19 protein-coding genes are annotated in these 25,725 nt (G+C 67.9%); 7 read left to right on the top strand and 12 right to left on the bottom strand.

Annotated features, from left to right (window positions below; genetic code table 11):
* The first annotated feature begins 75 nt into the window (after positions 1 to 75).
* On the top strand, positions 76 to 768 hold the full coding sequence (gene lexA, locus CFE35_RS00980) for a transcriptional repressor LexA (protein WP_292927012.1): 693 nt from the start codon (positions 76 to 78) through the stop codon (positions 766 to 768).
* On the opposite strand, the gene CFE35_RS00975 is transcribed toward lexA, so the two are convergent.
* On the bottom strand, positions 765 to 3,005 hold the full coding sequence (locus CFE35_RS00975; RefSeq protein ID WP_292927010.1) for a ComEC/Rec2 family competence protein: 2,241 nt from the start codon (positions 3,003 to 3,005) through the stop codon (positions 765 to 767). The genes lexA and CFE35_RS00975 overlap by 4 nt on opposite strands.
* A 29-nt stretch (positions 3,006 to 3,034) precedes the next feature.
* On the opposite strand from CFE35_RS00975, the gene gltX reads away from it, so the two are divergent.
* The 3 genes from gltX to CFE35_RS00960 all read left to right on the top strand — a co-directional run bounded on the left by gltX (position 3,035) and on the right by CFE35_RS00960 (position 6,113).
* Positions 3,035 to 4,507 (top strand): glutamate--tRNA ligase, encoded by a 1,473-nt coding sequence (gene gltX / locus CFE35_RS00970; protein ID WP_292927008.1) that lies wholly within the window; start codon positions 3,035 to 3,037, stop codon positions 4,505 to 4,507.
* Between the two features lie 115 nt (positions 4,508 to 4,622).
* Positions 4,623 to 5,888, top strand: a complete 1,266-nt coding sequence (locus CFE35_RS00965; RefSeq protein WP_292927751.1) for a citrate synthase — start codon at positions 4,623 to 4,625, stop codon at positions 5,886 to 5,888.
* A gap of 33 nt (positions 5,889 to 5,921) precedes the next feature.
* On the top strand, positions 5,922 to 6,113 hold the full coding sequence (locus CFE35_RS00960; protein WP_292927006.1) for a hypothetical protein: 192 nt from the start codon (positions 5,922 to 5,924) through the stop codon (positions 6,111 to 6,113).
* A gap of 3 nt (positions 6,114 to 6,116) precedes the next feature.
* Here the strand turns inward: CFE35_RS00960 and CFE35_RS00955 are convergent, their stop codons facing one another.
* The 4 genes from CFE35_RS00955 to CFE35_RS00940 form a co-directional block, all read right to left on the bottom strand.
* Positions 6,117 to 7,526 carry a HAMP domain-containing sensor histidine kinase gene (locus tag CFE35_RS00955; RefSeq protein ID WP_292927004.1) on the bottom strand — a complete coding sequence of 470 codons (1,410 nt, stop codon included), beginning with the start codon at positions 7,524 to 7,526 and terminating at the stop codon, positions 6,117 to 6,119.
* A complete protein-coding gene (locus CFE35_RS00950; protein WP_292927002.1) occupies positions 7,523 to 8,485 on the bottom strand; it encodes a hypothetical protein in 963 nt (320 codons plus the stop codon). The genes CFE35_RS00955 and CFE35_RS00950 overlap by 4 nt, the downstream gene beginning before the upstream one ends.
* A gap of 76 nt (positions 8,486 to 8,561) precedes the next feature.
* The gene (locus CFE35_RS00945; RefSeq protein WP_292927000.1) at positions 8,562 to 9,782 is read right to left on the bottom strand and encodes a hypothetical protein; all 1,221 of its coding nucleotides are present in this window, start codon (positions 9,780 to 9,782) and stop codon (positions 8,562 to 8,564) included.
* A gap of 88 nt (positions 9,783 to 9,870) precedes the next feature.
* Entirely contained in the window at positions 9,871 to 10,203 is a 333-nt protein-coding gene (locus CFE35_RS00940; RefSeq protein WP_292926998.1) for an Hpt domain-containing protein, read from the bottom strand.
* Positions 10,204 to 10,274: 71 nt separating this feature from the next.
* Between CFE35_RS00940 and CFE35_RS00935 the strand changes: the two genes are divergently transcribed.
* On the top strand, positions 10,275 to 12,899 hold the full coding sequence (locus CFE35_RS00935; RefSeq protein ID WP_292926996.1) for a hypothetical protein: 2,625 nt from the start codon (positions 10,275 to 10,277) through the stop codon (positions 12,897 to 12,899).
* Position 12,900: 1 nt separating this feature from the next.
* Here the strand turns inward: CFE35_RS00935 and CFE35_RS00930 are convergent, their stop codons facing one another.
* The 5 genes from CFE35_RS00930 to CFE35_RS00910 form a co-directional block, all read right to left on the bottom strand.
* Positions 12,901 to 13,389 carry a GNAT family N-acetyltransferase gene (locus CFE35_RS00930; RefSeq protein ID WP_292926994.1) on the bottom strand — a complete coding sequence of 163 codons (489 nt, stop codon included), beginning with the start codon at positions 13,387 to 13,389 and terminating at the stop codon, positions 12,901 to 12,903.
* Between the two features lie 46 nt (positions 13,390 to 13,435).
* The gene (locus CFE35_RS00925) at positions 13,436 to 16,840 is read right to left on the bottom strand and encodes an error-prone DNA polymerase (RefSeq protein WP_292926992.1); all 3,405 of its coding nucleotides are present in this window, start codon (positions 16,838 to 16,840) and stop codon (positions 13,436 to 13,438) included.
* Positions 16,841 to 18,373 carry a DUF6504 family protein gene (locus CFE35_RS00920; protein ID WP_292926990.1) on the bottom strand — a complete coding sequence of 511 codons (1,533 nt, stop codon included), beginning with the start codon at positions 18,371 to 18,373 and terminating at the stop codon, positions 16,841 to 16,843. It abuts the gene before it with no gap.
* Positions 18,324 to 19,115, bottom strand: coding sequence for a hypothetical protein (locus CFE35_RS00915; protein ID WP_292926988.1), 792 nt, complete (start codon positions 19,113 to 19,115; stop codon positions 18,324 to 18,326). The genes CFE35_RS00920 and CFE35_RS00915 overlap by 50 nt, the downstream gene beginning before the upstream one ends.
* Before the next feature lie 123 nt (positions 19,116 to 19,238).
* Positions 19,239 to 20,759 carry an amino acid permease gene (locus tag CFE35_RS00910; protein WP_292926986.1) on the bottom strand — a complete coding sequence of 507 codons (1,521 nt, stop codon included), beginning with the start codon at positions 20,757 to 20,759 and terminating at the stop codon, positions 19,239 to 19,241.
* 240 nt (positions 20,760 to 20,999) lie between these two features.
* Between CFE35_RS00910 and panB the strand changes: the two genes are divergently transcribed.
* Both panB and CFE35_RS00900 read left to right on the top strand, forming a co-directional pair.
* Positions 21,000 to 21,869: a 3-methyl-2-oxobutanoate hydroxymethyltransferase gene (panB, locus tag CFE35_RS00905; protein WP_292926984.1), complete on the top strand. Its 870-nt coding sequence runs from the start codon at positions 21,000 to 21,002 to the stop codon at positions 21,867 to 21,869.
* A gap of 40 nt (positions 21,870 to 21,909) precedes the next feature.
* Positions 21,910 to 22,977: a DUF475 domain-containing protein gene (locus CFE35_RS00900; RefSeq protein ID WP_292926982.1), complete on the top strand. Its 1,068-nt coding sequence runs from the start codon at positions 21,910 to 21,912 to the stop codon at positions 22,975 to 22,977.
* Between the two features lie 11 nt (positions 22,978 to 22,988).
* On the opposite strand, the gene CFE35_RS00895 is transcribed toward CFE35_RS00900, so the two are convergent.
* Together CFE35_RS00895 and CFE35_RS00890 are read right to left on the bottom strand one after the other, a co-directional pair.
* Positions 22,989 to 24,056 (bottom strand): CaiB/BaiF CoA-transferase family protein, encoded by a 1,068-nt coding sequence (locus CFE35_RS00895; protein ID WP_292926980.1) that lies wholly within the window; start codon positions 24,054 to 24,056, stop codon positions 22,989 to 22,991.
* Positions 24,057 to 24,140: 84 nt separating this feature from the next.
* On the bottom strand, positions 24,141 to 25,676 hold the full coding sequence (locus CFE35_RS00890; protein WP_292926978.1) for a tetratricopeptide repeat protein: 1,536 nt from the start codon (positions 25,674 to 25,676) through the stop codon (positions 24,141 to 24,143).
* Positions 25,677 to 25,725: the final 49 nt, after the last annotated feature.

Genomic DNA, 25,725 nt, shown 5'->3' with positions numbered 1-25,725 from the left:
TGCGCGGAATTGCTTGACGACCACTAATCTGTTGCTTATTCGTTCCGCATTCGTTCACTATAGGAGTGCGCACGAATGCTAACGCGCAAGCAGCACGAACTGCTGACCTTCATCCAGACCCGCCTTGAAGATTCCGGCATCTCCCCCTCGTTCGAGGAAATGAAGGAAGCGCTCGACTTGAAGTCGAAGTCGGGCGTGCACCGGCTGATCTCGGCGCTGGAAGAACGCGGCTTCATCCGCCGCCTGCCCAATCGTGCGCGCGCATTGGAAGTGATCCGCGAAAGCGATGCAGGCACCGCCAAGGTCGCCGCTCGCGCGGCGGCCAACGCGCCCAGTGCGCTGGCCCCGCTGCGCAGCCCCGCCCCGGTGCGCGAACCCGCGAACGACGTGATCGAAATCCCGCTCCATGGCCGCATCGCCGCGGGCGTCCCCATCGAGGCGATGGAGGGCACCTCCATGCTGCCGGTCCCGGCCGCGCTACTCGGCTCGGGCGAACACTATGCGCTCGAAGTGTCTGGCGATTCGATGGTCGAGGCCGGCATTCTCGATGGTGACTACGCCCTCGTGCGCCGCACCGATACCGCGCGTGACGGTGAGATCGTGGTCGCGCTGGTGCGCGGTGAGGAAGCGACGCTCAAGTACTTGCGGCGCGAGCGCGGCTTGGTCCGCCTCGATCCCGCAAATGCCGCCTATGATCCGCAGTTCTATCAGCCGCACGAAGTGCAGGTTCAGGGCAAGCTGGCGGGCCTGCTCCGCCGCTACCACTAAGGTATTGCAGGCTCCGGTGCGCCGCTGGCGTCCGGAGCCGCACTTTTCCGTTTGCGGAATTGATCGGGCGGTAGTCTCGGTGGCGGGGGGCGAAACCAGCCGTGCTGTCCTTGCGTCTCGGCCACGCTGCGCACCCGGCCTGAAACAAGATCGATCGCCAGCCCGCCCGTCTGGCCCAGCAGCGCCCGATCAGCCTTGAGCAGGCGCGGCTTGCAGGCAGCGGGCAGGCGGCGGTCGGCCACCACGATATCGGCCTTCGCACAAGCCGCAGCCAGCGCCGGGATCGGCACGAGATCCTTGCCTCGCGCCAGCAGCAGTTCGAACCGCCGCCCACCCCGCACGAGCGAGACTGCGCAGAAATCCTCATTGCAGTCCGCGCCCTTCCAATCCTCCAGCGTCAGCGCATTGCCGGTCATCCCGGCATTCTCCAGCAGCGCAGTCCGGGTATAACTCTCCTCCCGCACCGCCCGGAGCACCAGCAGATCCGGCCCTTCTCCGGTGATCCCCACATGGTGCCCATCGCCCGAGATCAGCACATCGGGCGTCCGCGTCAGCAGCAGCGCCGCGGTGCCCAGCGCGATGGGCACAAAGCCCCACAGCCGCACCCGCCCGCTCCACATCGCCAGCCACAGCAGCCCGCCGACGAACAGCGCAAACGTGCCGCCGCTCATGCCCGGCATCATCGTGACAGCACCCGGCTGGCCCGCCACGAGATGCGCCAGCCACAGCAGCAGTTCGAGCGATTTGCCCACTGCCCACCACGCCGGTGCGCCGATCCCCAGCAGATCGAGCGCCAGCGCCAGCGCGATCAGCGGCATCGTCAGAACAGTCGTGAGCGGAATGGCGAGCACGTTCGCCGCCGCGCCATAAACCCCGGCGCGGTGGAAGTGGAACAGGCTGATCGGCATCAGCGCAAGCTCGATCACCAGACCGGTCATCAGCAGCATCGCGATGTGCCGCCCCACCCGCGCGATGCGCCCTTCGTGGCTGTGCGAAAGGAACGCCTTCGCCGGTGCCGCCGTGCTGAACGCGACGATGGCGATCACCGAGGCAAAGCTCATCTGGAAGCTCGGCCCCAGCACCGCTTCTGGCCAGAGCAGCATCACGAACACCGCCGCCGTCGCCAGCAGCCGCAGCGACAGCGGATCGCGCCCCAGCGCCAGCGCCGCCAGCACGAGCAGCGAGCCCGAAACCGACCGCACCGTCGGCACTTCGGCCCCGGTCAGCACCGTGTAGAACACCCCGACCAGCGCCCCGACCCCGGCGGCCAGCAGCGGCAGCCGCACCCGCAGCGCGATGAAGGGAACGAGCGCCAGCAGCCGGATCGTCAGGAAATAGGCCCCCGCGATCACCGCGCTGACATGCAAGCCGCTGATCGAGAGCAAGTGCGTGAGGCCCGCATCCCGCATTGCCTCCTCATCCGTTTCCGCAATCGCGCCGCGGTCTCCGCTGGCGAAGGCCGCCGCGATCGTGCCGGGGGAGCCGGAAAGCTGTGCGCGGACGTGATCGGCGAGCCGCTGCTGCCATTGCCGCAGCGACCAGCCCTCATGCGCGGAGGCAAGGATCGTCACCGGCCCGATGACATTGCCCGTTGCCGCCAGACCCTGAAACCACGCCGCCCGCGCGAAATTGTAGGAACCGGGGAGCATCGGCGGCGCAGGCGGCATGAGCCGCGCCCGCAGCCGCACTTCGGCGCCCTCCACCAGTCCGGGCAGATCGTTCGCATCGGGCAGGTTGAGCCGCACCTGCAGCGGCTCGGCATGGCCCTCCACTCGCCCCCGCACCAGCAGCCGCACCCGGTCCCGCGCGCCTTCCACTTGCCGGTCGATCACGCGGCCCTCAATCATCACGACTTCGGGCCGCGCGATGCCCGGTTCTCCGACCAGCGCGGACTTGGCCCAGACCGCGGCGCAGCCTGCCGCCAGCATCAGCGCCATGCCGATCAGCGCGCCGCGCAAGTGGCCCAGTTCGCCCTCGACATCGATCAGCAGGCCGCCCACCGCCGCCGCACCGCACAATGCCAGAAAGCCCGCCCATTGCCACGGCCCCGAAAGCACCGCCCAGCCAGCGATTCCAAGGCCAAAGCCCACCGCAAGCCATGGTCCGCGCTCGAACGGTCGGCTCGCAAGGAACGCTTCGATGGTGCGGTGCATGCTGGACAAGGCGGCGAGTTTGTCCCAGAGGCGTGTCCGCCCCATGATCGGTTCGCCAAGCGGTTGGACCAGTTGTGGCGGCATGACCGGGATTAGGAAGGATAGTGCCTGCAATGGCAAGCGCCAGTGACACCGTTTCTGCAGGATCAGGCGCAGGCGCGGCTCCTGTTAGAGGAGGCGTGGTCACGCGGTTTGCGCCGTCTCCCACTGGCTATCTCCATATCGGCGGCGCGCGCACGGCGCTGTTCAACTGGCTGTTCGCCCGCCACCACGGCGGCACCTATCTGCTGCGCATCGAGGATACCGACCGCGCGCGTTCGACCGAGCCGGCCATCGAAGCGATCTTCGACGGCCTGAACTGGCTGGGCCTTGGCGGCGACGAGCCGCCGGTGTTCCAGTTCGTCCGGTCCGAGCGCCACGCCGCAGTCGCCACTGCGCTGCTCGATGCCGGTCACGCCTATCGCTGCTACCTCACGCAGGAAGAGCTCGCCGCCCGCCGCGCCGCTGCGCAGGCCGAACGCCGCCCCTTCCGCATCGAAAGCGAATGGCGCGATGCGGATGCCTCGACCTGGCCCGCAGGCCAGCCTTATGTGGTCCGCATCAAGGCTCCGCGCGAAGGGGCGACCACGATCCCCGACCTCGTGCAAGGGCCGATCACGGTGCAGAACGCCGAGATCGACGACTACGTCATCCTCCGCAGTGACGGCACGCCGACCTACATGCTCGCGGTCGTGGTCGATGATCACGATATGGGCGTCACCCACGTCATCCGCGGCGACGACCATATCAACAACGCCTTCCGCCAGCTGGTGGTGATTCGCGCGATGCAGGCAGTGGAAGGTTCCGGCTGGGACGATCCCGCCTATGCGCACATCCCGCTGATCCACGGCGCGGACGGCGCGAAGCTGTCCAAGCGCCACGGCGCGCTGGGGGTCGATGCCTACCGCGACGAGCTGGGCCTGCTGCCCGAGGCGGTGTTCAACTATCTGCTGCGGCTCGGCTGGGGCCATGGCGATGCCGAGATCATCAGCCGCGAGCAGGCGGTGGAATGGTTCGAGATCGGCGACGTCGGCAAGGGCGCGGCGCGCTTCGATCTCAAGAAGCTGCAGAATTTCAATGGCCACTATATCCGCGAGGCGGACGATGCCCGGCTGGCGGCGCTGGTGGCACCGCGGCTTGGCGGCCTCGATGCCGCGGGCCTCGCTCTCCTCACCACCGCCATGCCGGTGCTCAAGGTGCGCGCGGCCGATCTCATGGAACTGGCGGCGGGGGCGCGCTTCCTTTTCGCGCAGCGCCCGCTGACGCCCGACGAAAAGGCCGCCGGCCTGCTGACCACCGACGCGCGCGCACTGCTCGGCGCAATCGCCGAACGGCTTGCGGGCGAAGAATGGACGGCCGCCGCGCTCGAGGCTTCGCTCAAGGCGATGGCCGAAGAACGCGGGCTCGGGCTCGGCAAGCTGGCGCAGCCGCTGCGCGCCGCGCTGACCGGCACGACTACCTCGCCGGGCATTTTCGACGTACTGGTACTTCTGGGACGAGACGAGTCGCTCGCCCGGATCACCGATCAGGCCACTGCGGCGGCGTGATGCAATTTCCCGGGTCTCGGCCCATAACCAACCAAACTGGCCCAACCAAGCCGGCTGACAGCCGCCATAGAACGAGCAAACAGGAGGGTAGAGCGTGAGCGACAACCAGGCGACCTTGAGCGACGGCACGAAGACCACAGCCATGCCGATCAAAAGCGGCACGATTGGTCCCGACGTGATCGACATCCGCAAGCTCTATGCCGAGACCGGCAAGTTCACTTACGATCCCGGCTTCACCAGCACCGCCAGCTGCGACAGCGCGCTGACCTACATCGACGGCGATGAAGGTGTGCTGCTGCACCGCGGCTATCCCATCGGCCAGCTGGCCGAACATTCCAGCTTCATGGAAGTGAGCTACCTGCTGCTCAACGGCGAGCTGCCCTCGGCCGACGAGCTGGCGCAGTTCAGCCGCACGATCACTCGCCACACGATGGTGCACGAACAGCTTTCGGTGTTCTACCGCGGTTTCCGCCGCGATGCGCACCCGATGGCGATCATGTGCGGCGTGGTCGGCGCGCTTTCGGCGTTCTATCACGATTCGACCGACATTTCCGATCCCGAGCAGCGCAAGATCAGCGCCCACCGCCTGATCGCCAAGATGCCGACGATCGCGGCGATGGCCTTCAAGTATTCGGTCGGCCAGCCCTTCGTCTATCCGCGCAACGACCTCTCCTACACCGGCAACTTCCTGCGCATGACGTTCGCCGTCCCGGCGGAGGAATACGAAGTAAACCCGGTGGTCGAGCGCGCGCTGGACCGCATCTTCATCCTCCACGCCGATCACGAACAGAACGCCTCGACTTCGACCGTGCGTCTGGCCGGTTCCTCGGGCGCCAATCCCTTTGCATGCATCGCGGCGGGCATTGCCTGCCTATGGGGCCCGGCGCATGGCGGCGCGAATGAAGCCGCGCTCAACATGCTCAAGGAAATCGGCACGCCTGACCGCATCCCGCACTACATCGAACGCGCCAAGGACAAGAACGATCCGTTCCGCCTGATGGGCTTCGGCCACCGCGTCTACAAGAACTACGATCCGCGCGCGACGGTGATGCAGAAGACGGTGCGTGAGGTGTTCGCCTCGCTCAAGGTCACCGATCCGCTGTTCGAAACCGCGCTGCGGCTCGAAGAACTGGCGCTCAGCGATCCGTACTTCATCGAGAAGAAGCTGTTCCCGAACGTGGACTTCTATTCGGGCATCATCCTGTCCGCGATCGGCTTCCCGACCACGATGTTCACCGCGCTCTTCGCGCTGGCCCGCACGGTTGGCTGGGTCGCGCAATGGAACGAAATGATCAGCGATCCCGGCCAGAAGATCGGCCGTCCGCGCCAGCTCTACACCGGGCCGGTGCAGCGCGACTACGTTCCTGTCAGCGAACGCTGATCCTGCAAGGCGGCGAAACCGGAGATTAGCGACATGACCTTGATCCTGCGCATTTTCGGTATCGCCGCCCTGCTCATGGGCCTGCTGTGGATGGGCCAAGGCGCAGGCCTCATCATGTGGCCGGCATCGAGCTTCATGCTCGCGCAGAAAGTGTGGATCCTGTGGGGCGGCGTGCTCGCCCTTGCCGGGTCCGGGCTGCTCTTTCTGGCACAGCGCCGCAAGTAAAGATCAGGCGCTGCGGCCCGCAGGTAGCGTCAGTTCGAAGCGCGCGCCTTCGCCCGCGCCGCTTGTCACCACCAGATCACCGCGCATCGCCCGCGCGAGATGGCGCGAGATATAGAGGCCAAGGCCAGTCCCACCATCGCCGCTGCGGCCAAGCCGTTCGAACTTGTTGAACACGCGCGCAGCCTGCTCGGCGCTCAGGCCCTGGCCTTCATCGCGCACCGCAATCCACGCACTCCCCGCGTTCTCCCCCACTTCCAGCGTGACCGCCGAGCCTTCGGGGCCATAGCGGACCGCGTTGGTGACGAGGTTCAGCAGCACTTGCAGCACGCGGCGAAATTCGCCGATGGCGGGAACACGCACGCTCTGGTCCGGGGTGTGCAAGGTGATGCCGCGCTCTGCCGCGCGCACCGCAAGAATACCTGCGGCGCGCCGCGCGCAATCGGCCAGATCGATGTGATCGGGCGCAGGCGCAAAGCCCGGTGCCTCGACCGCCTCAAGATCGGCGAGATCTTCGATAAGGCTCATCAGATGGCGCCCTGCATCGGCAATGTCGCGGGCATAGTCAGCGTATTCGTCAGCCAGCGGCCCGGCGAGACGCGTGCGAATCGTTTCGGCGTTGGCGATGATCCGCGTGATCGGCTGGCGCAGCGCCGGGGCCAGATCGCGGCCCAGCAGGCGGTTCCACCCGCCCGCCTCGGCGCTGGCTGCATCCGGCGCGGCTTTGCTGCCGGTAGCGGGTTTGGGCAGCGCTTCGATCGATTCGGGAATGGCGAGCAGTGCAAAGCCGCCCTGCACGCGCGGCAGCAGCCGCGCCCGCCAGCGCCGCGCCGAGCCTTCGACCGAAAACGGCGCATCATCCAGCAGCCGCCAATGGAGCGGCCCCTGCCGCGCCGTCATCAGATCGCTGACTCGCTCGATCTTGACCAGATCGGTCCAGTAAGCCCCGCGCCCTTGTTCGAGCGCCGCGGCAAGCATCGCCAGATCCGGCGCGCGCACATCAGTTGCGATGACCCGCTGCGCTTCATCGAGCAGGACCTCGGCTTCGGCGAGATGGCGCAGCAGTGCTTCGGGCGCAGGGACTTCAGCCCCACCATCATCGCCGATCTGCCAGTGGCTGATTTCGATGGCCGTACCATCGCCTTCCGGCATGACCAGCGCCCAGGCGGTGACAGGTCGCCCTTCGTCGACCGTTAGGATCGCGCGTGACGCAGCCTGCCGGGTGCGGCGCACGCGGCGCACCAGCGCCAGCAGCGCCGGCACGGCGAGCGGCCCGGGCATCGCGCCCCCGCTGCGGCTCTGCAGGCCCGCCAGCGGCTCGTCTGCCGCGACGAGCTGGTCCATGCCATCGGTGCGGGCGCGGATCAGGCCGTCCGGGCTGGTCGGAGCCGCCCCGTGTTCGCGCACCGCGCTCATGGCACGTCTTCCGCTTGCGCCAGCAGCGCCGCCGCTTCGGCAGGGGTGATCTGCGCGCAGCTGCCCGTGATATCAGCTTCGGGATGGAACACCAGAGCGGCAGCAGCGACCGCCCCCGGCGCCAGCCCGCAGGCCCGCAGCGCCAGCACCAGACGCGGCAGCTGGCTGTCGATCGTGGCCATGATCGCTGCCTCGCGGCTGAGGCCAGAGCCCCGCGCCAGCGCGGTCAGGAACAGCGCGACGCCCGCCTTGTCCACCGCGAGCGCGGCGCCTGCCTGGCCGCCCATCGCATCCAGCACGCGGCCCAGCTGCGCCAGCCGCGCCCGGCTCTCGTCGATCCGCGCGCGCAAGGTTCGCTCGGCAATCAGCGCATACGTGTCAGCCGAACCTTCGCCCCCGACATGGGCGCGCAGCGTGACCAGCGCGATATGCAGCAGATCGCCGGGCAGCTCCGCCAAGGGCAATTGCATGCGCCGCTGGTTCTGGCAGAACCGCGCCTGCGCAGCGAGCAAGCCCATTGCGCCCGCGGCAACCTGCGGATCAGTGTCAGCCATGCGCGTTTGCAGCAGCGGCGGAAGCACCGGATCCAGCGCGCGGGCGCGCTCCAGCCGCTCGGTCCATTGCCATTCGAGCGCGAGCGTGTGGAAATGTTCGAGGAAGGCGGGATTGTCGGCCAGCACATGCGCCAGCTCGCCCGCAGCCTCGTGCGCCCAGCCTTCCGGCTCGGCATGACCGGCGGCCTCGGCCAGCGCAATCACCAGCTGGCGCGCCATATCGAGGAACATGCCGCGCACGCGCGCCACGATCTCGTCGCTGAAGATCGAATTGTCATCGCTGCGCAAGAGATGGCGCAGGATCGGCACGACATTGGCCGCCCCGGCGCGCGCAGCGGCAAGGCCTTCCGCCAGCGGCAGCGCGCTGGCGCTTGCCGGAGCGGGAGAGGATGCGGTGATGGCCATTATCGCCACCCTTAGCCCGGCCTGGTTAATTCGGGGTTAGACAGCAGGGCCGCTGCGCCAAGGCAAGGGGCAGCCTTCATGCGGGATTGCCACCAGCGTGCACGCTGCTGCCCGGCCCATCCTTGCGCCCCGCAAGGATCAACCCGGCGACGATGAGCGAGACGACGAGCGCCCGCAGCGTGAAATCGAACGGCAGCAGCACGCTGCTCGCCGCCAACAGGCACCCCGCCAGGAAGCGATCGCCCAGCCACCACGTCCACGCCTCGTCCGGCTGCAGCCGCCGGAGCAGACGTACCAGCAGGAACAGCACGACCGGCGGGAACCACACGATGCCCCAAGGCACGCCGGCCGCCGCCGGAATCTCGCTGCGCCAGGCGCACAGCGTGATGAACATCCCGTCCAGCACCCATTCCGCCAGCCTGTCGAGCGGCGCACCGCCCGACCACGCGATCAGCGAATCCCGCTCGACCCGCGCCAGCAGCCCTGCCACCTGATGCACCAGCCACGCCAGCGCGAGCATCGCAAAGCCCGGCCCGCACCAGCCGAACCAGCCCGCACCGGCCCCCAGCAGCGCAATGACCACCGCACCCAGCGCAATCACGAACGGCCGGGTTCCGGCATGAAGCAGAGCGGGGCCGAGCATCCGCACCACCGCCGCCGCGATCCACGATCCGGGCGAGCGGACTTCGGCGCTGGCGGTGTGCAGCCGCACCCAGCCCGGCTCGGCGCGGTGTGCCTCCGCCTCGTCGCGGATCAGCCGCCAGCGGCCTTGATCGAGCATCAGCGCGGGCAATTCGCGCTGCACCACGCGCGCCTGCGAAGCGATGCGCAGCAGCGCGGAGCCCGGGTTCCAGTCACCCGGCAGATCACCCAGCGCCGCAATCAGCTTGCCCGGCAGCAACATCGCGCCCGCGCCAGCATTGTTGATATCGATACGCTCAAAGCCAAGCGGCAGCCCGGTCTCGACCGGCACCGTCAGCACGACCGGCCCATCGCCCAGGAGGCGCAGCGCATCCTCCGGCATGGCCAGCAGCCCCTCGCCCAGCACCAGCAGCTCATCCTCTGCGGCGACCAGCGGCGCCAGCGCCCGCGCCGTCGCGATCACATGAAACCGCGCCCCGCCAGCCTCTGCCGCATGCTGGAGCACGACGAGATCGTTCGTCAGCGTTTCCGCCAGCACCACGATGCGCGCGCAGCCCAGCGCCATCGCCAGCCCAAGCTGGTGGCGCAGGATCGAACGGCCGCCAATCGGCAGCAAGCCCCGCAGACCCTGCGGTTCGCCCTGAGCGGCATCCATCAACGACAACAATGCGACCCGCAAGGCGGCGACCTCCCTTTCCCCTATGGTAGGGGCGCAGGGCCGCAATGCCAAGCGCGGCGGCGTATCAGGCGGTAGGCTCTATCGAATCGAGTTCGGCAGTTGGCTCGATTGAATCGAGCAGGGCGGCAATCCGGCGCAGGATGGCCGGTTCGCCCGGCGCGCCTTGCAAGGCCTCTTCCGCCGCGGCGATCAGATCCTCTGCGTGAAAGGTTGCGGCAAGGCTCTTGAGCCGCAGCGCCGCCATTTCCCAGTTGCCATCGCAGCGCGCCCGGCCCAGCAGATCCAGCTGCCGCCGCGCGCTTTCGGCAAACGCCGCGCGCAGTTCGCGAAACAGCGCCGGATCATCACCGGTCGCCACTGCCAGATGGGCATCGATTGCATCGCCAAGGTAAGCCATCGTGCCGGTATGATCGGTAATCGGTTAAGTTGCCTTTAAGCCGCCGGGCGAAGTGTGTTAAGCATGCCGACATGTCAGGGGGCAGAAAGATCATCGCCATCGAAAGCGGGCTGGACGAAGGCGCCGCAATTCCAGCTGTCGCGGACGACGCGGGCGAGCCGGGCTGGGCAATTGCGCCCGGCACTGAAGCCAGCGCCGCCGATTGGGACGATGAGGCCGAAGCGAGCCCGCAGCTTGAGCGCGAATGGCTCGGCCTCGCCATCGGCGGGGCGCTGATCGCGGCGTGGACCGCCGCTTTCGTGATGGGCAACCTGGCCCTGATCCAGCAGACGCAGCCGCTGGACCTTGCGCTGGCCCAATGGACCAGCCTCGTGTCGGCATGGTCGGCGCCGGTGCTGGTCGTGCTCGTCGCGCTGCTCCTCGTGCGCCGCAACAGCCGCCGCGAAGTGGCGCGCTTCGGCGATGCGGCCCAGCTTCTCAGCCTCGAATCGCAGCGGCTGGAACGGCGGCTCTCTGCCGTGAACACCGAACTCTCGCTCGCACGGGATTTCATCGCCGCGCAAGGCCGCGATCTGGAATCGCTGGGCCGTGTCGCGGTGGAGCGGATCAGTGGCAGCGCCGGGCAGTTGCAGGGCCTCATCGCCAGCAACGGCGCGCAAGTCGATCGGATCGGCACCGTTTCCGATCATGCGCTTGAAAACATGGAAAAGCTGCGCGGCCAGCTGCCGGTGATCGCCAATTCCGCCAAGGACGTCACCAACACCATCGCCAATGCCGGGCGCACGGCCCACAGCCAGCTTGAAGATCTCGTCGCCGGGTTCCAGCGGCTCAACGAATTCGGCATCGCCAGCGAACGGCAGGTCGGCACAGTGCGCGAGCGGGTCGACGCTGCGCTCGCCGCGTTCGAGGAAAGCGCCGCGCGGATCACCGAACACAGCGCGGAGCGCCTAGCCGCGCTCGAAACCGGGGCTCAGGCCCACCGCGAGCGGCTCGATGGCGAAGAAGTCGCCGCGCTGGCCGCGATCCGCGCACGCGCCGAAACGCTGAACGAGGAACTGGTCCGGCAGCGCGAGGCGATCATCCAGAGCGAGGAAGACACACTCGCCGCACTGGGTGCCCGCTTTGCCGCGATGCGCGCCGAAAGCGGCACGTTCAGCCGCTCGCTCACCAGCGCCGAAGATACCGCGCTGCGCCAGTTTGCCGAGCGGTCCGAAACCCAGCTCACCGCGCTGCGCCATGCGCTTGAAGCGCTGGGCAGCGATCACGAGGCGCAGATTGCCGCTTCGCGTGACCGGCTTGCCGCGTTCGAGGAGAGCGCCGCCGATCTCGCGCGCCGCCTTGCCGAAGATGCCGCCACGCTCGACATGCAGCTCGCGGGCCGCCGCGCCAATCTGGAAGTGGCCGCCGCCGAGCAGCGCGCCGCGCTCACGCAGAGCTTTGCCGATATCGACAGCGCCATCGCCGCGCGCCGCAGCGCCATGGCTGCAGCCGGCGCCGAATCGGCAGAAGCCCTTGCCCGCAAGCTTGCCGAACTCGATACGGCGGTGGAAGCGCAGCGTCAGCGCCAGCTTGAGGAAACGCACGCGCTCGGCACGCAGTGCGAGGCGATGGCCGCGCAAGTTGCCGCCTTCAGCGATGTGCTCAAGGCTTCGGGCGAGACGGGCGACAGTGCCGCCACCACCATCGAGCGCGCGCTCACCGCCTTGAACCAGCGGCTGGTGGACCTGCGCGAAGCTCTCGCCGGCACCGATGGGCAGATCGGGACGCTGACAACCTCGGCCTTCCGCCTGCTCGAACTGATTCAGGCCGGCGGCGAACATGCCGGCACCGCACTGCCCGCAGCGCTGGGCAGCGCCGAAGCAGGCCTTGGCGCGTTCGAAAACCGGATCGAGCGGATGCGCACCACGCTGGGCGAAGCCGGGGAGACCGGACGCGCGCTTGCACAGGATGTCGACAGCACGCGGACCGGCCTCAAGGCCGCCACCTCGGAACTGGCGCGGATGCAGAAGACGCTGGCCGCGCAAAGCGCCGAGCAGGAAGCCCGGCTCACCGAACTGCGCACGCTGCTCAGCGCCGCGCGCGAGGATACCCAGGCGCTTTCGCAGGATATCGACGGCCAGCTTTCCGGCGCCATTGTCCGCGTGCTGCAGGGCCGCGGGGCCGAACTCGTCGCCCGGCTCGAAGAAGCGATCGACAGCGCCGCCGCCGCGAGCCGCGAAACCGCGATCCAGATGCGCGATCAGCTTGCCAAGGTCGACGAACTGGCGGGCAACCTCGAAAACCGCGTCTCCCGCGCCCGCGAACGCGCCGAAGAGCAGATCGACAACGACTTCGCCCGCCGCACCGCGCTGATCACCGAATCGCTCAATTCCGCGTCGATCGACATCGCCAAAGTGCTCTCGGCGGACGTCTCGGAAACCGCCTGGGCCTCATACTTGCGCGGTGATCGCGGCATCTTCACCCGCCGCGCCGTCAGCCTGCTCGAAAACAACGAAGCCCGCGCGGTGCAGCAGCACTACGAGACCGACACCGAGTTCCGCGGCCACGTGAACCGCTACATCCACGATTTCGAAGCGATGCTGCGCCAGCTGCTCTCCACGCGCGACGGCCATGCGCTGGGCGTGACGCTGCTCTCCTCCGACATGGGCAAGCTCTACGTGGCGCTCGCGCAGGGGATAGAGCGGCTGCGGACCTGAGCTACAGCCGCTTCCACATCAGCGCTTCATCGGCATAGACATCGCCGCGTCGCGCCGAGTCCGGTTCGATCGCATAGAGCACATAACCGTGGCGTTCGTAGACGCGGCGCGCGCGCAGGTTGTCGGCCATCAGGGTGAGTTGCAACTGCCGCAGGCCGATGGCGCGGGCGGCGTCTTCCAGGGTATCGAGAATGCGCGCCGCCGCGCCCGTGCCGCGCGCGGCGGGCAGTGCGTACATGCCCCAGACGAGGCCCTTGTGATCGAGCTTCTGCCCGGCAAGGCGGCTGAGCCCGCCGATGGCCAGCCATTCGCCATCCTGCACGACGGCGCAGACATGATCGCGCGCCAGCCGCTCGCGCCAGGCCGCCTCGCCCAGCGCGGCATCATCGGCGGCGGCGCCGCGAAAGCTCATCGCTTCGGTGTCGAACATGGCGCGGCGCAGCGCGAGGAAGCGCGGCGCGTCGTCCGGTTGCAGTCTGATGATCTCCATGCGCCGCCACTAGGCCGGGCTCGCGGCGCAATTGTGGCAGATGCCTTCAGTGAAAATCGCGGGATTTCGGAATAACCCGCACATCGCGCGGATGGCTGCGCGCGGGGGGTGGGACGCGGCCGGGTATGGGCCGGTTCACCTCGTCGGCGCGGGCCATCGCGGGCTGTAGCGCATCGTCGGAAAGCCGCGCGAGGCCCTCGCTCGCATCGGTCAGGTGCTGGGCGATCACGTGGATCACCTCATCGTCGTATTCCACGCGCCCGCGCACTTCCATCAGCCGCGCGCCCATCACCACGCTGCGCTGCTTCTCCTTCAGGTCGGGCCAGATTACGAGGTTGATCACGCCCGTCTCGTCCTCCAGCGTGATGAAGCACACGCCCTTGGCGCTGCCCGGCTGCTGGCGCACCAGCACGACGCCCGCCACGCGCACCATCGAGCGCACCTTGCGATCGCGCAAATCCGCCGCGCGCACGAAGCCGCGTTCGGCAAGATCTGCGCGCAGGAAGGCCATCGGGTGGGCCTTCAGCGAAAGCCGCAGCGTCTGGTAATCGGCGACGACTTCTTCGGACAGCGGCATCGCAGGCAGCCGCGTGCGCGCCCGTTCGGCCCCCTCCTCGCGCGCATCGGCGGCAGCAAACAGCGGCAGCGGCGGCGCGGCGATCAGGCTGCGCGCCTCCCACAGCGCCTGCCGCCGCGAGAGGCCAAGCGAACCCAGCGCATCGGCCGCCGCGAGCCGCTCGATCAGCGCGGGCGAGAGCCCGGCGCGCGCCTTGAGCGCCCCGGCATCGGCAAATGCGCCCCCCGCCTCGCGCGCCGAAACCAGCGCGGCGGCAACATGTTCGGGCAGGCCGTCAATCTGCCTGAGGCCAAGGCGGAGAACTTCCCCTTCCCGCTCCAACGTGCAGTCCCACATCGAGCGGTTCACATCCGCCGGCAGCACTGTGACCCCATGCTCCGCCGCATCGCGCACGATCTGCGCGGGCGCGTAGAAGCCCATCGGCTGCGAATTGAGCAAGCCGCAGGCGAACGCCGCCGGATAGTGGCACTTGAGCCAGCTGGAAACATAGACGAGGTGCGCGAAGCTGGCGGCGTGGCTTTCGGGAAAACCGTATTCGCCGAAGCCCCGGATCTGGTTGAAGCAGCGCTGCGCGAAATCGCGGTCATAGCCGCGCGCGGTCATGCGTTCGACCATCATGTCCTGCAGTTCATCGACCATGCCCCGGCTGCGGAACGTGGCCATCGCCTTGCGCAGCCGGTTGGCCTCCGCGCCGGAAAACTTGGCGGCATCGAGCGCGATCTTCATCGCCTGTTCCTGAAAGATCGGCACGCCCAATGTGCGCGCAAGGATCGAGGTCAGCTCGTCCGGCGGGCCGAACGCGGGGCCGGGCGCGGGAATGCTCACGGCCTCCTCCCCCCGCCGCCGCCTGAGGTAGGGGTGCACCATATCGCCCTGGATCGGCCCCGGGCGGACAATGGCGACCTGAATGACAAGATCGTAGAACTCACGCGGGCGCAGGCGCGGCAGCATGTTCATCTGCGCGCGGCTTTCCACCTGAAATACCCCCAGCGAATCGCCCTTGCGCAGCATCGCGTAGGTCTCGGGATCCTCGCGCGGCACCGTCGCGAGCGTGAGGTCGCGGCCATGATGTTCGCTCAGCAGATCGAGGCATTTGCGGATGCAGGTCAGCATTCCCAGCGCGAGGACATCGACTTTGAGGATGCCAAGCGCGTCGATATCGTCCTTGTCCCATTCGATGAAACTGCGGTCCGCCATGGCGCCATTGCCGATCGGCACCGTCTCGGTCAGCGGACCCTGCGTGAGGATAAATCCGCCGACATGCTGCGAGAGATGGCGGGGCATCCCAATCATCTGTTCGGTGAGCTTCAGAACCCGCCTGAGGTGCGGATCGCTAAGGTCCAACCCGGCCTGCGCCACATTCTTCTCGGCAATCTCGCTGCCCCACCCGCCCCACACGGTGCGCGCGAGCACGGCGGTCACGTCCTCCGACAGACCCATCGCCTTGCCCACTTCGCGGATCGCCATGCGCGGGCGGTAGTGGATCACCGTGGCGCAAAGCCCGGCGCGCTGGCGGCCAAAGCGGCGGTAGATGTACTGGATCACTTCCTCGCGCCGCTCGTGCTCGAAATCGACGTCGATGTCGGGCGGCTCCTTGCGCTCCTCGGAAATGAACCGGTCAAACAGCAGGGCATGGCGTGCGGGGTCCACCGCCGTGATGCCAAGGCAATAGCACACCGCCGAATTGGCCGCCGAGCCGCGCCCCTGGCACAGGATCGGCGGATCCTGATTACGGGCAAAATCAACGATATCCTTGATGGTCAGAAAGTAGGTTGCGAGGTTCAGCTTGGCGATCAACGCCAGTTCGCGCGCCAGCGTATCGCGCACGCTGCCGGGCACGCCGGAGGGATAGCGCCCGTCCGCTCCGGCCCAGGTCTGCTCCTCCAGCCAGTCTTGCGGAGTGCGGCCCTCGGGGCAGATTTCCTCCGGATATTCGTAGCGCAGTTCCTCAAGGCTGAAGGTGCAGGCATCGGCCAGCGCGCGCGCAGCGGTGATCGCGTGGGGCCAGCGTTCGAACAGGCGGAGCATTTCTGCGGGCGATTTGAGGTGCCGCTCGGCATTGGGGTGCAGCAGGTGCCCGGCGCGTGCGACGGTCGTCTTGTGGCGAATGGCCGTCATCACATCCTGCAAGGGCCGCCGCGCCGCTTCGTGATAGTGGACGTCGTTGGTGGCGAGGAGCGCAAGTCCATGTTCGCGGGCCATGGCATCGAGCGCATTGATCCGGGCGATATCGTCACCGCTGTAGAGATAGCTGGCCGCGAGGTGGCGCAGGCTGGGCAGGCTGTGGACAAGGTGGGGGAGAAGCGCGGGAAAAGAGAGGGATGCCATGTCGATAGTCTGCACCGGCCCTTCACGCAGAGGCACGACATTGCTGGCGATCCGGGCCGTGAATACCTGCTCCAGATCTACGGGCGGCAGCAGCACCAGGTGGACGCCCTCGCTGTGCGCCGCCAGCAGCGCGAGGTCGATCTCGCAGACGCCCTTGGCCTGCCATTCGCCATCGAGCCGCGCCATGCGTCCGGCGGAGATCAGGCGGCAGAGGCGGCCATAGGCGGTGCGGTCAGCCGGGTAGGCGAGGAAGGCGAGGCCCTCGACCGTCTCGATCCTGCAGCCGATCACCGGACGCAGGCCCAGCGCCTTGGCCTCGCCGTGGATGCGCACCACGCCCGCCATCGAATTGGCGTCCGCGACGCCCATGGCGTCATAACCGAGGCGGTGCGCCGCGAGCACGAGATCGACCGGATCGGACGCGCCGCGCAGGAACGAGAAGCAGGTGACGAGGCCCAGCTCGACGAACGGCGCGCGTGCGGGTGCGCCTCGCTCTTCCTCGGGCGAAACATGCCGTCTGCCGGGGGTAAGCGGGCCTTCAGGCATTCACGCGGAGAGCCCCTGCAGGAACCATTCGGGCGCGCCGCCGCGGCCATCGCCGGGCAGGCCGTGGCGATAGATCCAGTAGCGCCGGCCCGTGCTGTCCTCGATGCGGTAGTAATCGCGCAGGCGCACGGTCCCCCGTTCGCGCCACCATTCGGGCGCGATGCGCTCCGGCCCTTCGGCGCGCGCGATTTCATGGACGCCGCCCCGCCAGCGGAACAGGCGGGGGAGCCCGTCCGGCGCTTCATAGATCACCGCGATGGGCTCGGGCCTGTCGAGCAGCTTCAGGGGGCGTTCGTGGAAGGCGAAGTCTTCCTGAAGGCCGGGCTGCGGGTCCAGCGGCGGTGCCCAGCGCTGCGCGCGTTCGGGCAAGTGACTCGCGCGCGGCAGCGGGCGGCGCACGGCCCCCTCGCCCAGCCGCACGGTCAGCCGGTCAAGGCAGGCGGCAAGGCTGGTGCCGTGGCGCTCCGCCGCCGCATCGAGATCGGCCTGCGCGAGCGCCAGCGGTTCGGTCCACGGGGCGAGAAGGCGCACGAGTTCGATGCCGAACCCCGCATCGAGATCATCGAGCCGCGCCGCAAACAGACGGCAGACATGTGCAGGATCGCGCGTGGCCGCCGCCATTTCCAGCCGCCGCACCAGCACATCGCCATCAACCTTCCACGCCGCCAGTTCGAGCCGCCGCGCGCCCTCACCGCGCGCTTCGAGCGCGCGCGCCATGTCTTCGGCGAGATCGGCGAGCACGCGGTCGAGTAGCGGGCGGTGGCGGATCGGCTCCATCAGGCGGCGTTGCACCATCGGCTGGTCCGCCGCGATCACCGGCAGCAGCGGTTCGGGCACGCGGCCCAGCAGTTGATCGAGCCGCACCAGCGGGTTCGCTCCGGGCGAGCGGCGGGTGCGGAAGCGCCGGGCCAGCGCCTCACGCCCAATGTCCGCCAGATCCTCCAGCCGTTTGAGGCCAAGACGGCGCAGGAGCAGCAGGACATCCTCATCCAGCCGCAGCGCCGCAACCGGGAGAGGGCCAAGCCGCTCCAGTATCGCATCGCCTGCAAGCACTGCAGAATCCGGCCCGTAATGCGCGAGCGCCCACGCCGCGCCTGCCGTGGGTGCAATCGCCGCGCGCGCCATGAGGCCGCGCCGCCGCAGTTGCACGCGCGCGTCTGCCAGGAGCGCGGCTTCTCCGCCGAACAAGTGGGCGACGCCGGTCGTATCGACGATCAGGCCGTCCGGCGGATCGAGCGCGGACCACGGCCCCCAGCGCTGCGCCCAGAGCGCGAGGTTCTCCAGAAAGGCAAGGTCTCCGGCAGGATCGGCCGGGCGCACGGCAAGCTGCGGGCAAAGCGTGCGCGCATCCGCCAGCATCGCGCCCATGCGCACGCCCTGCTCTGCCCCCGCCGCGTTCACCGCCGCGATGCGCGGGCCATGGGCGGTTTCGGCGATCAGCGCGAGCGGAGCGGCGTCCACCCCCTCACCCGCCGCGCAGCCTTCAGCCAGCCGCCAGCGATCGAGCGCCAGTCCCGTGCACCAGATCGCCATGATCCGGCGCGCCGGGGTTTGTGATGGGAGCGACGGTGAGAGCATTGCCGTCATCGCGCAAGGTCCAGTGTCCGGGTTGAAAGGTATGGGCGCGGAACAGCTCGGCTTCCCATGCGGGGCGGCCGGGCGCCTGCGGGTTCCAGCGCGGCGGCAGTGAAGGCGCAGCGGCGGCCCGCCAGCGCATCCGCGCCGAGCCGAGATCGGCCCGCGCATCCAGCCGCACCAGCCACAGCGCGGTGCCATGCTTTTCCGCCGCAAGGCTGAGGCGGCGCGAGGCGGTGAAATCGAGCGCGCGGGGATTGCCCGCAATTTCGCCGATCACGAAGGCGAGATCGCGGCAGCGCAGCCCTTCCTCCAGCGCGAAGAGCGCGTCTTCCGGCGTCATGGCGGCAACGTGGATCAAGCGGTGGCGCAGATGCTCTGGCAGGCCGGGGCGATAGGGCCGCCCCGAAAGCCGCAGGGCTGCCTTGTCCTGCACCCACAACCAGGGGCGCTGATCGCCCTCCTGATCGGGCGCATCGGCATTCCGGGCATCGCGCGCGAGGGCGAGCGCCAGCGCCGCGCCTGCGCCATCCCCGCCGGATGCAAAGACTTCGGTGTGGCGGCACCCGGTCGCGCCGCCCGGCTTCCAGCGGGCGGATTTGGCACCAGACAGGACACGGAACGCAGGCCCGCGCCGCAATCCGGCGGGCAGCGGCGGGGAAAGAACATGGATTTGGGAAGAGGCTTCGATTCGGCTCATGTTCCCATTATGTTCTTATTCTCACGTCATGCAAGCACCTCCCCGCGCGCCCTGCCCTTCGATGCAAAAAGGCCGCTTCCCCGGAGAGAAGCGGCCCTTCTTGCCGTGTAATGCGATGTCCGATCAGGAGATCGGCGGCACCGACTGCGGCGGAATGTCATCGTCCGTCTCATGGACCTCCACCGTGCCGCGGCCCAGATGGCTGCGGCTGCGGCTGTAGGTGTAATAGATCACCAGTCCGACCAGCGCCCAGCCAAAGAACAGCAGGATCGTCTCCCGCGAGAGGCTGAAGAACAGGTAGATGCAGCCCGCGATCGAGATCGGCGCGACCAACGCCACGGCGGGCGTGCGGAACGGACGGTGCCGCTTTGCATCGGTGCGCCGCAGCACCAGCACCGCAATCGAAACCGCGGCAAAGGCGAACAGCGTGCCGGAGTTCGACACGTCAGCCAGCAGGCCCACGGGGAAGAACGCCGCAAACAGCGCCACGAACACGCCGGTAAGCATCGTGATCACGTGCGGGGTGTGGAACTTGGGGTGAATCCGCGAGAAGAACTCGGGCAGCAGGCCATCGCGGCTCATCACGAAGAAGATGCGGGTCTGGCCGAACATCATCATCAGGATGACGGAGGGCAGCGCCAGAATGGCAGCAGCACCGACCAGCCAGCCGACGAAGGGATAGCCAACCGAACGCAGCGTCCAGGCCAGCGCTTCCTTCGAGCATACCACCGCGTTTTCCTGGATCGCAGCGCAAGCGGCCGAAAGCGCAGGCGTTCCGGGCGAAAGCGCCTCACCAGACGGGCCGAACATAGGCTGCGCGCCGACCGTACCGATCACACCAGCGGCGACCAGCATGTAGAACACGGTGCAGATCGCAAGGCTGCCGATCAAGCCGATCGGCATATTTCGCTGCGGATTCTTGGTCTCCTCCGCCGCGGTGGAGACCGCATCGAAGCCGACGTAGGCAAAGAAGATCGAGGCTGCCGCGCCCGAAATCCCGGCAAAGCCAAGCGGCGCGAACGGCACGAACTTGCCCGTCTGGATCACCGGCAGGGTGAGCACCACGAACATCGAGAGCGCCGCGATCTTGATCGCCACCAGCACCGCGTTGACCGTGGCGCTTTCCTTGGTGCCAAGCACGAGGAGACCCGTGATCACCGCCGCGATTGCCATCGCCGGCAGATTGATCAGCCCGCCATCAAACGGCCCGCGCACGAATTCCAGCGGAACGGTTATGTGGAAACTGTGCTGGATGAACCCGATCATGTAGCCCGACCAGCCGACCGAAACCGCACCTGCCGCAATCGCATATTCGAGGATCAGCGCCCAGCCGACCATCCACGCGACGAGTTCGCCCATCACGGCGTAGCTGTAAGTGTAGGCAGAGCCCGAAACCGGCACCATCGCGGCCATCTCGGCGTAGCAGAGCGCCGCCACCGCGCAGACGAACCCGGCGATGATGAAGCTGACCATCATGCCGGGGCCAGCCTTTTGCGCGGCTTCGGCGGTCAGCACGAAGATGCCGGTGCCGATCACGGCGCCAACGCCGAGCATGGTAAGCTGGAAGGCGCCGAGCGAGCGATGCAGCGATTTCTTCTCGGCAGTTGCAAGAATGGCGTCGAGTGGTTTGACGCGACCAAACATTGATTTCTCCCGCCTTGGTCCGCCGCCGCTGCTGCCGCACCCCGCAATGATGCTGGCAATCGCATGGCTGGCCGGTAACCAGGTTGCTGACACAAGTGCTAGCGCCGCCAAGCGCAGGCGCAAAGCGCTTTTTCCCCAGACACGTGCTTGCCTGCCCAGCACCGGGACACCGGAACGGGCCAAGCCTTGCGGCTTTATGCCATTGCTCTAGAAGTGCGGGCCAAAACGCAGGAAACCGCCATGTCCACGACTTACGTGCTCGACACCGCCACCAGCCGCGCGCACCCCACGCCCGCGCCGATGAAGCGGCTCAACATTCCCGGCATCCGCCAGCGCAAAGTGGACGGCGTCACCGCGCAGCCGGTGGTGATGCTGACTGCCTACACCGCCCGGCAGGCGCAGTTGCTCGATGCGCATTGCGATCTGCTGCTGGTGGGGGATTCGCTCGGCCAGGTGATCTATGGCCTGCCTTCCAGCGTGCCCGTCACGCTCGACATGATGTGCGCGCATGGCGCGGCGGTCGTGCGCGGCTCCTATCACGCGGCGGTCGTGGTCGACATGCCCTTTGGGGCCTACGAAGGCTCGCCGCAGCAGGCCTTCGAAAGCGCCTCGCGCCTGCTCAAGGAAACCGGCTGCGATGCGGTGAAGCTCGAAGGCGGGGTCGCGATGGCCGAAACGGTCGCCTTCCTTGTCGCGCGCGGCATTCCAGTGATGGGCCATGTCGGCCTCACCCCGCAGGCGGTCAACGTCCTCGGCGGCTACAACGCGCGAGGACGCAGCGCGGCGGAGGCGGAGAAGATCGTGGGCGACGCGCGCGCGATTGCCGAGGCCGGGGCCTTTGCCATCGTCGTCGAAGGCGTGGTCGAGCCACTCGCGATTGCCATCACGCAGGCCGTGCCCTGCCCCACCATCGGCATCGGCGCTTCGGCGCAGTGCGACGGGCAAGTGCTGGTGACCGACGACATGCTGGGCATGTTTGATCGCACCCCGCGCTTCGTGAAGATATACGAGCAGCTGGCCGAAACGATTTCCGCCGCCGCCGCGACCTATGCCGCCGAAGTGCGCGCTCGCACTTTTCCGGGGGTGGAACAGACGTATCAGCCGAAGTAAGGGGCAGCGACCAGCCCTCCGGCTCTGACGGGACCAGCTTTTGCTCAAGAACTTTGGCGGATCGATCGCCTTCACCCTCGTGTGCCTCGCACTCGCCGCAGCCTATGGCTGGATGCAGACCGCATCCGTGCCCGCCACGCTGGCGATGCTGTGGATCGTGGTGATGCTCTCGGTGCTCGAGATTTCGCTCTCGTTCGACAACGCCGTGGTCAACGCCGCAGTGCTGGGCGAGATGGACCCGGTGTGGCAGCGCCGCTTCCTGACGTGGGGCATGGTGATCGCGGTGTTTGCCATGCGCATCGTGTTTCCGCTGGCCATCGTGGCGATTGCGGCAGGCATCGGCCCGGTCGAAGCTGTGCGCATCTCGCTGACCGAGCCTGCGCGCTATGAAGCCATCGTTTCCAGCGCCCATGTCGGCATTGCCGGCTTTGGCGGCGCGTTCCTCGCGATGGTCGGCCTCTCGTTCTTCTTCGATGGCGAGAAGGACGTGCACTGGATCACCTGGCTGGAAAGCCGCCTGGCCTTGTTCGCCGAAATCAAGGCCGCTGAAATCGCGATCCTGCTGTGCGGGCTCTATGGCATTTCGCTGCTGCTTCCGCCCGAAGAGGCGCTGACGTTCCTCGGCGCGGGTGCGCTCGGCATCGTCACGTTCATCGCGGTCGAAGCCATCGGCACCCTGCTCGAAATGCAGGAGGCCGCGCAGAAGGCCGCGGGGCAGGTCGTGCGGTCCGGCCTCGGCGGCTTCCTCTATCTCAACGTGCTCGACGCCTCGTTCAGCTTTGACGGCGTGATCGGCGCGTTTGCGCTTTCGAACAACATGGTCGTCATCGCGCTCGGCCTGTCCATCGGCGCGATGTTCGTGCGCTCGCTCACGCTGCTGCTGGTGCGGCAGGGGACGCTGGCGGAATACCGCTACCTTGAGCACGGCGCGTTCTGGGCGATCATTGCGCTGGCGGCGATCATGCTGATCTCGGCGCATATCCCGATTCCCGAGACGGTGACCGGCCTCATCGGCGCGGTGCTGATCGGGCTTTCGATGTGGTGGTCGGTCCGCCACAAGCGGCGCTTCCCCGATGCCGAGATCGAGGACGCGCTGCGTTCGGAGTGAACTCCTAAGCCTCAGTCCAGCGGCACGGATGCCAGCTTCGGCGCAGGCGCAGGCGTTGCGCTAAAGCGCGGCGCCGGCGCGGGCATCGTCATCCCGCCGTCTTCCACAAACGTGCCGCGCGCCGCGTTGTGCGGGTGATGCGGCGCTTCCTTGAGGCTGAGCACCGGCGCAAAGCAGATGTCGGTGCCGTCCATGATCGCTTCCCATTCGGCGCGCGTCTTGGTGGCGATCATGGCGGCAACCTTGGCCTTGAGCGTCCCCCACTGCGACTGATCGTGCTGCGCGGCGAAAGCCGGATCGGCGCCGAGGCCCGACTTTTCCATCAGCAGCGCGTAGAACTGCGGCTCGATCGAACCCAGCGCGATCCACTTGCCGTCGCTCGTCTCATAGGTGTCGTAGAAATGCGCGCCGCCGTCGAGCAGGTTGGTCCCGCGTTCGTCCTTCCACTGGCCGTTGCCGAAGAAGGTCCAGGTCATCGCCGAAATGATCGCCGCGCCGTCAACCATCGCGCAATCAATCACCTGACCCTTGCCGGTGCGCTGGGCCGAGAGCACGCCCGCCAGCACGCCGAACGCCATGACCATGCCGCCGCCGCCGAAATCGCCCACGGCATTGACTGGGAACTGCGGCTTGCCGCCCGCCGCGCCATAGGTATGGAGCGCGCCGGCCAGCGCGATGTAGTTGATGTCATGCCCCGCCAGCGGTGCCATCGGCCCGTCCTGCCCCCAGCCGGTCATGCGGCCATAGACAAGGCGCGGATTGTCGGCGAGCAGCACGTCAGGCCCCAGCCCCAGCCGCTCCATCACGCCGGGGCGATAGCCTTCGATGATCGCATCGGCCTCTTTCACCAGTTCGCGGATGCGGGCGATGGAAGCGGGATCCTTGAGATCGAGCTCGATCCGCACGCGGTTGCGGTTGAGAATGTCGCGGTTGCCGGCATCGCCCACGCGGTCACCTTTGGAGGGCCGGTCGATGCGGATCACTTTCGCGCCATGGTCGGCCAGCATCATGCAGGCGAAAGGCCCCGGCCCGATCCCGGCGAATTCGAGAACCGTCAATCCTTCCAGCGCACCAGCCATCACACACCCCGACAGTTTTAACCGTTCAATTGAATGTGCGGTTTGCCGCGCGTTTGCGCGCCTGTCGAGCCTTAATGTCGAGACTTAGTGCACCGCCGCCGCCTGTCCGCGTGCGGCAAGCGCCTTCGCGACAGCCGCAAAGGCATCCTGCCGCGATCCAGCGCCCCATGCTGCCGCGAGCAGCTTCATGGCGGCAAGGCTTTGCGGGTTCTGCGCCAGATAGCGCGAGGTCATCGCATCGGCATCACGCGTGCGGCCCAGTGCGCGCAAGGCCGCGTCCATGCGGCGCAGCACCGGTTCGTTGAACCGGATCGCCGCGCCGTTCTGATAGTCCGCCAAGGCACCCGCCGCATCGCCGCGCAAGATGCGCACATCGCCCGCCAGCAGATGCGCCTCGGCCGCGCCGGCATTCGCATCGCGCAAGCGGTCGGCCGCAGCCTGCGCTTCGCCAGAACGGCCATCGCGCAGCAGCGCCCGGATATAGGGCACCGCCGTCTGCGCCTGGTTTGGCGCATCGGCATAGGCTGCGCCCAGCACGTCCGTGCCGAAGGCCACCGGCAGCGGCGCGGGACCATGTGCAGCAGGACGGGCCGCGCGCGCAAACAAGGCCTCGGCCCGCGCGGTCTGCCGCAGCCGCCGCCAGCTCTCGCCCACCAGCCGCAGCGTGTAAGGCGTTGCCCAGGGCTGCGCCGCATCGCCATCGAAGCGCGCGGTGATCGTCTGGTCGATGCGCTTCTGGTCGATGTTCTGCCGGGCGAGTGCCCGCAGCAGCATCTGCCGCGCCTCCAGATTGTCGGGCTGCATCCGCACCAGCCGGTCGAACTGCTCGACCGCCACGTTGATGTTGCCCGCGCGGTATTCCAGCACGCCCGTCAGCAGGATCGCGGCGGGCATGTCGCGAAACGCGGTGCCGGTGCGCTGCAGGATCGTGCGGGCCAGATCCGTCTGCCCCGCGCGCGCCGCCAGCACCGCCTGCAGATACGCAGGGCGCGGGTTCTTCGGATCGACTTGCGCCAGCTTGCGGCACACGATCAGCATCGCGCGGTACTGCCCCATATCACCCAGCGTCGCGGCATATTCGCCCAGCAGCGCCGGATCATCGGGCTTGGCCTGAAGCCCGGCCTCGAACCACGGCAGCGCGGCGGCCAGGCCGTATTGCTCGCGGATCAGGAGGCCGCGAAACGCCAGCGCCCGGGCGTTCTTCGGATCGAGCGCCACCGCGCGGTCCGCCGCCTCGACCGATTGCAGCTGCTCGCCGCCTGAAAAACGCAGCGAGGCAATCGCCACCCACAGATCGGAATCGTTGGGGTTCGCCCGCAGCGCCTCGTCAAACGCGCCAGCGGCTGCGCGCAAGTCCCCTTCAGCCAGCGCGATCTGGCCGCGCACGCGCCAGCCCAGCGCCTCGGTGCCGGGCGCAAAGCCGCCGCCCTGCAACACTTTGCGCGCCTCTGCCCGGTTGCCCTCGGCCAGCAGCGCCGCGCCCAGATGGGCCCGCAGCGCGTCCTCGCTCACCCCGTTCTTGATCGCCGCGCGCAGCAAAACGTCCGCCGAGACCGGATCGCGCCGCTCGATGGCCGCCTGTGCCTTGGCGCGCAAATCTTCAACCTGGGACGCGCCCACCGCAGGCCCGGCAAGCACCAGCAGGCCAAGCGCAAGGCAAAGCGCAAGG

The organism is Novosphingobium sp. PASSN1 (assembly GCF_002278815.1).
The sequence above is the reverse complement of the archived record's forward strand: the minus strand, read 5'-3'. Positions and strand labels throughout refer to the sequence as shown.

Bases quoted from the DNA above. Each gene is read 5' to 3' on its own strand.
- lexA (WP_292927012.1), top strand. From the start codon at position 76: ATGCTAACGCGCAAGCAGCACGAACTGCTGACCTTCATCCAGACCCGC.
- CFE35_RS00975 (WP_292927010.1), bottom strand. From the start codon at position 3,005: ATGCCGCCACAACTGGTCCAACCGCTTGGCGAACCGATCATGGGGCGG.
- gltX (WP_292927008.1), top strand. From the start codon at position 3,035: ATGGCAAGCGCCAGTGACACCGTTTCTGCAGGATCAGGCGCAGGCGCG.
- CFE35_RS00960 (WP_292927006.1), top strand. From the start codon at position 5,922: ATGACCTTGATCCTGCGCATTTTCGGTATCGCCGCCCTGCTCATGGGC.
- CFE35_RS00955 (WP_292927004.1), bottom strand. From the start codon at position 7,526: ATGAGCGCGGTGCGCGAACACGGGGCGGCTCCGACCAGCCCGGACGGC.
- CFE35_RS00950 (WP_292927002.1), bottom strand. From the start codon at position 8,485: ATGGCCATCACCGCATCCTCTCCCGCTCCGGCAAGCGCCAGCGCGCTG.
- CFE35_RS00945 (WP_292927000.1), bottom strand. From the start codon at position 9,782: ATGGATGCCGCTCAGGGCGAACCGCAGGGTCTGCGGGGCTTGCTGCCG.
- CFE35_RS00940 (WP_292926998.1), bottom strand. From the start codon at position 10,203: ATGGCTTACCTTGGCGATGCAATCGATGCCCATCTGGCAGTGGCGACC.
- CFE35_RS00935 (WP_292926996.1), top strand. From the start codon at position 10,275: ATGTCAGGGGGCAGAAAGATCATCGCCATCGAAAGCGGGCTGGACGAA.
- CFE35_RS00930 (WP_292926994.1), bottom strand. From the start codon at position 13,389: ATGGAGATCATCAGACTGCAACCGGACGACGCGCCGCGCTTCCTCGCG.
- CFE35_RS00925 (WP_292926992.1), bottom strand. From the start codon at position 16,840: ATGCCTGAAGGCCCGCTTACCCCCGGCAGACGGCATGTTTCGCCCGAG.
- CFE35_RS00920 (WP_292926990.1), bottom strand. From the start codon at position 18,373: ATGGCGATCTGGTGCACGGGACTGGCGCTCGATCGCTGGCGGCTGGCT.
- CFE35_RS00915 (WP_292926988.1), bottom strand. From the start codon at position 19,115: ATGAGCCGAATCGAAGCCTCTTCCCAAATCCATGTTCTTTCCCCGCCG.
- CFE35_RS00910 (WP_292926986.1), bottom strand. From the start codon at position 20,759: ATGTTTGGTCGCGTCAAACCACTCGACGCCATTCTTGCAACTGCCGAG.
- panB (WP_292926984.1), top strand. From the start codon at position 21,000: ATGTCCACGACTTACGTGCTCGACACCGCCACCAGCCGCGCGCACCCC.
- CFE35_RS00895 (WP_292926980.1), bottom strand. From the start codon at position 24,056: ATGGCTGGTGCGCTGGAAGGATTGACGGTTCTCGAATTCGCCGGGATC.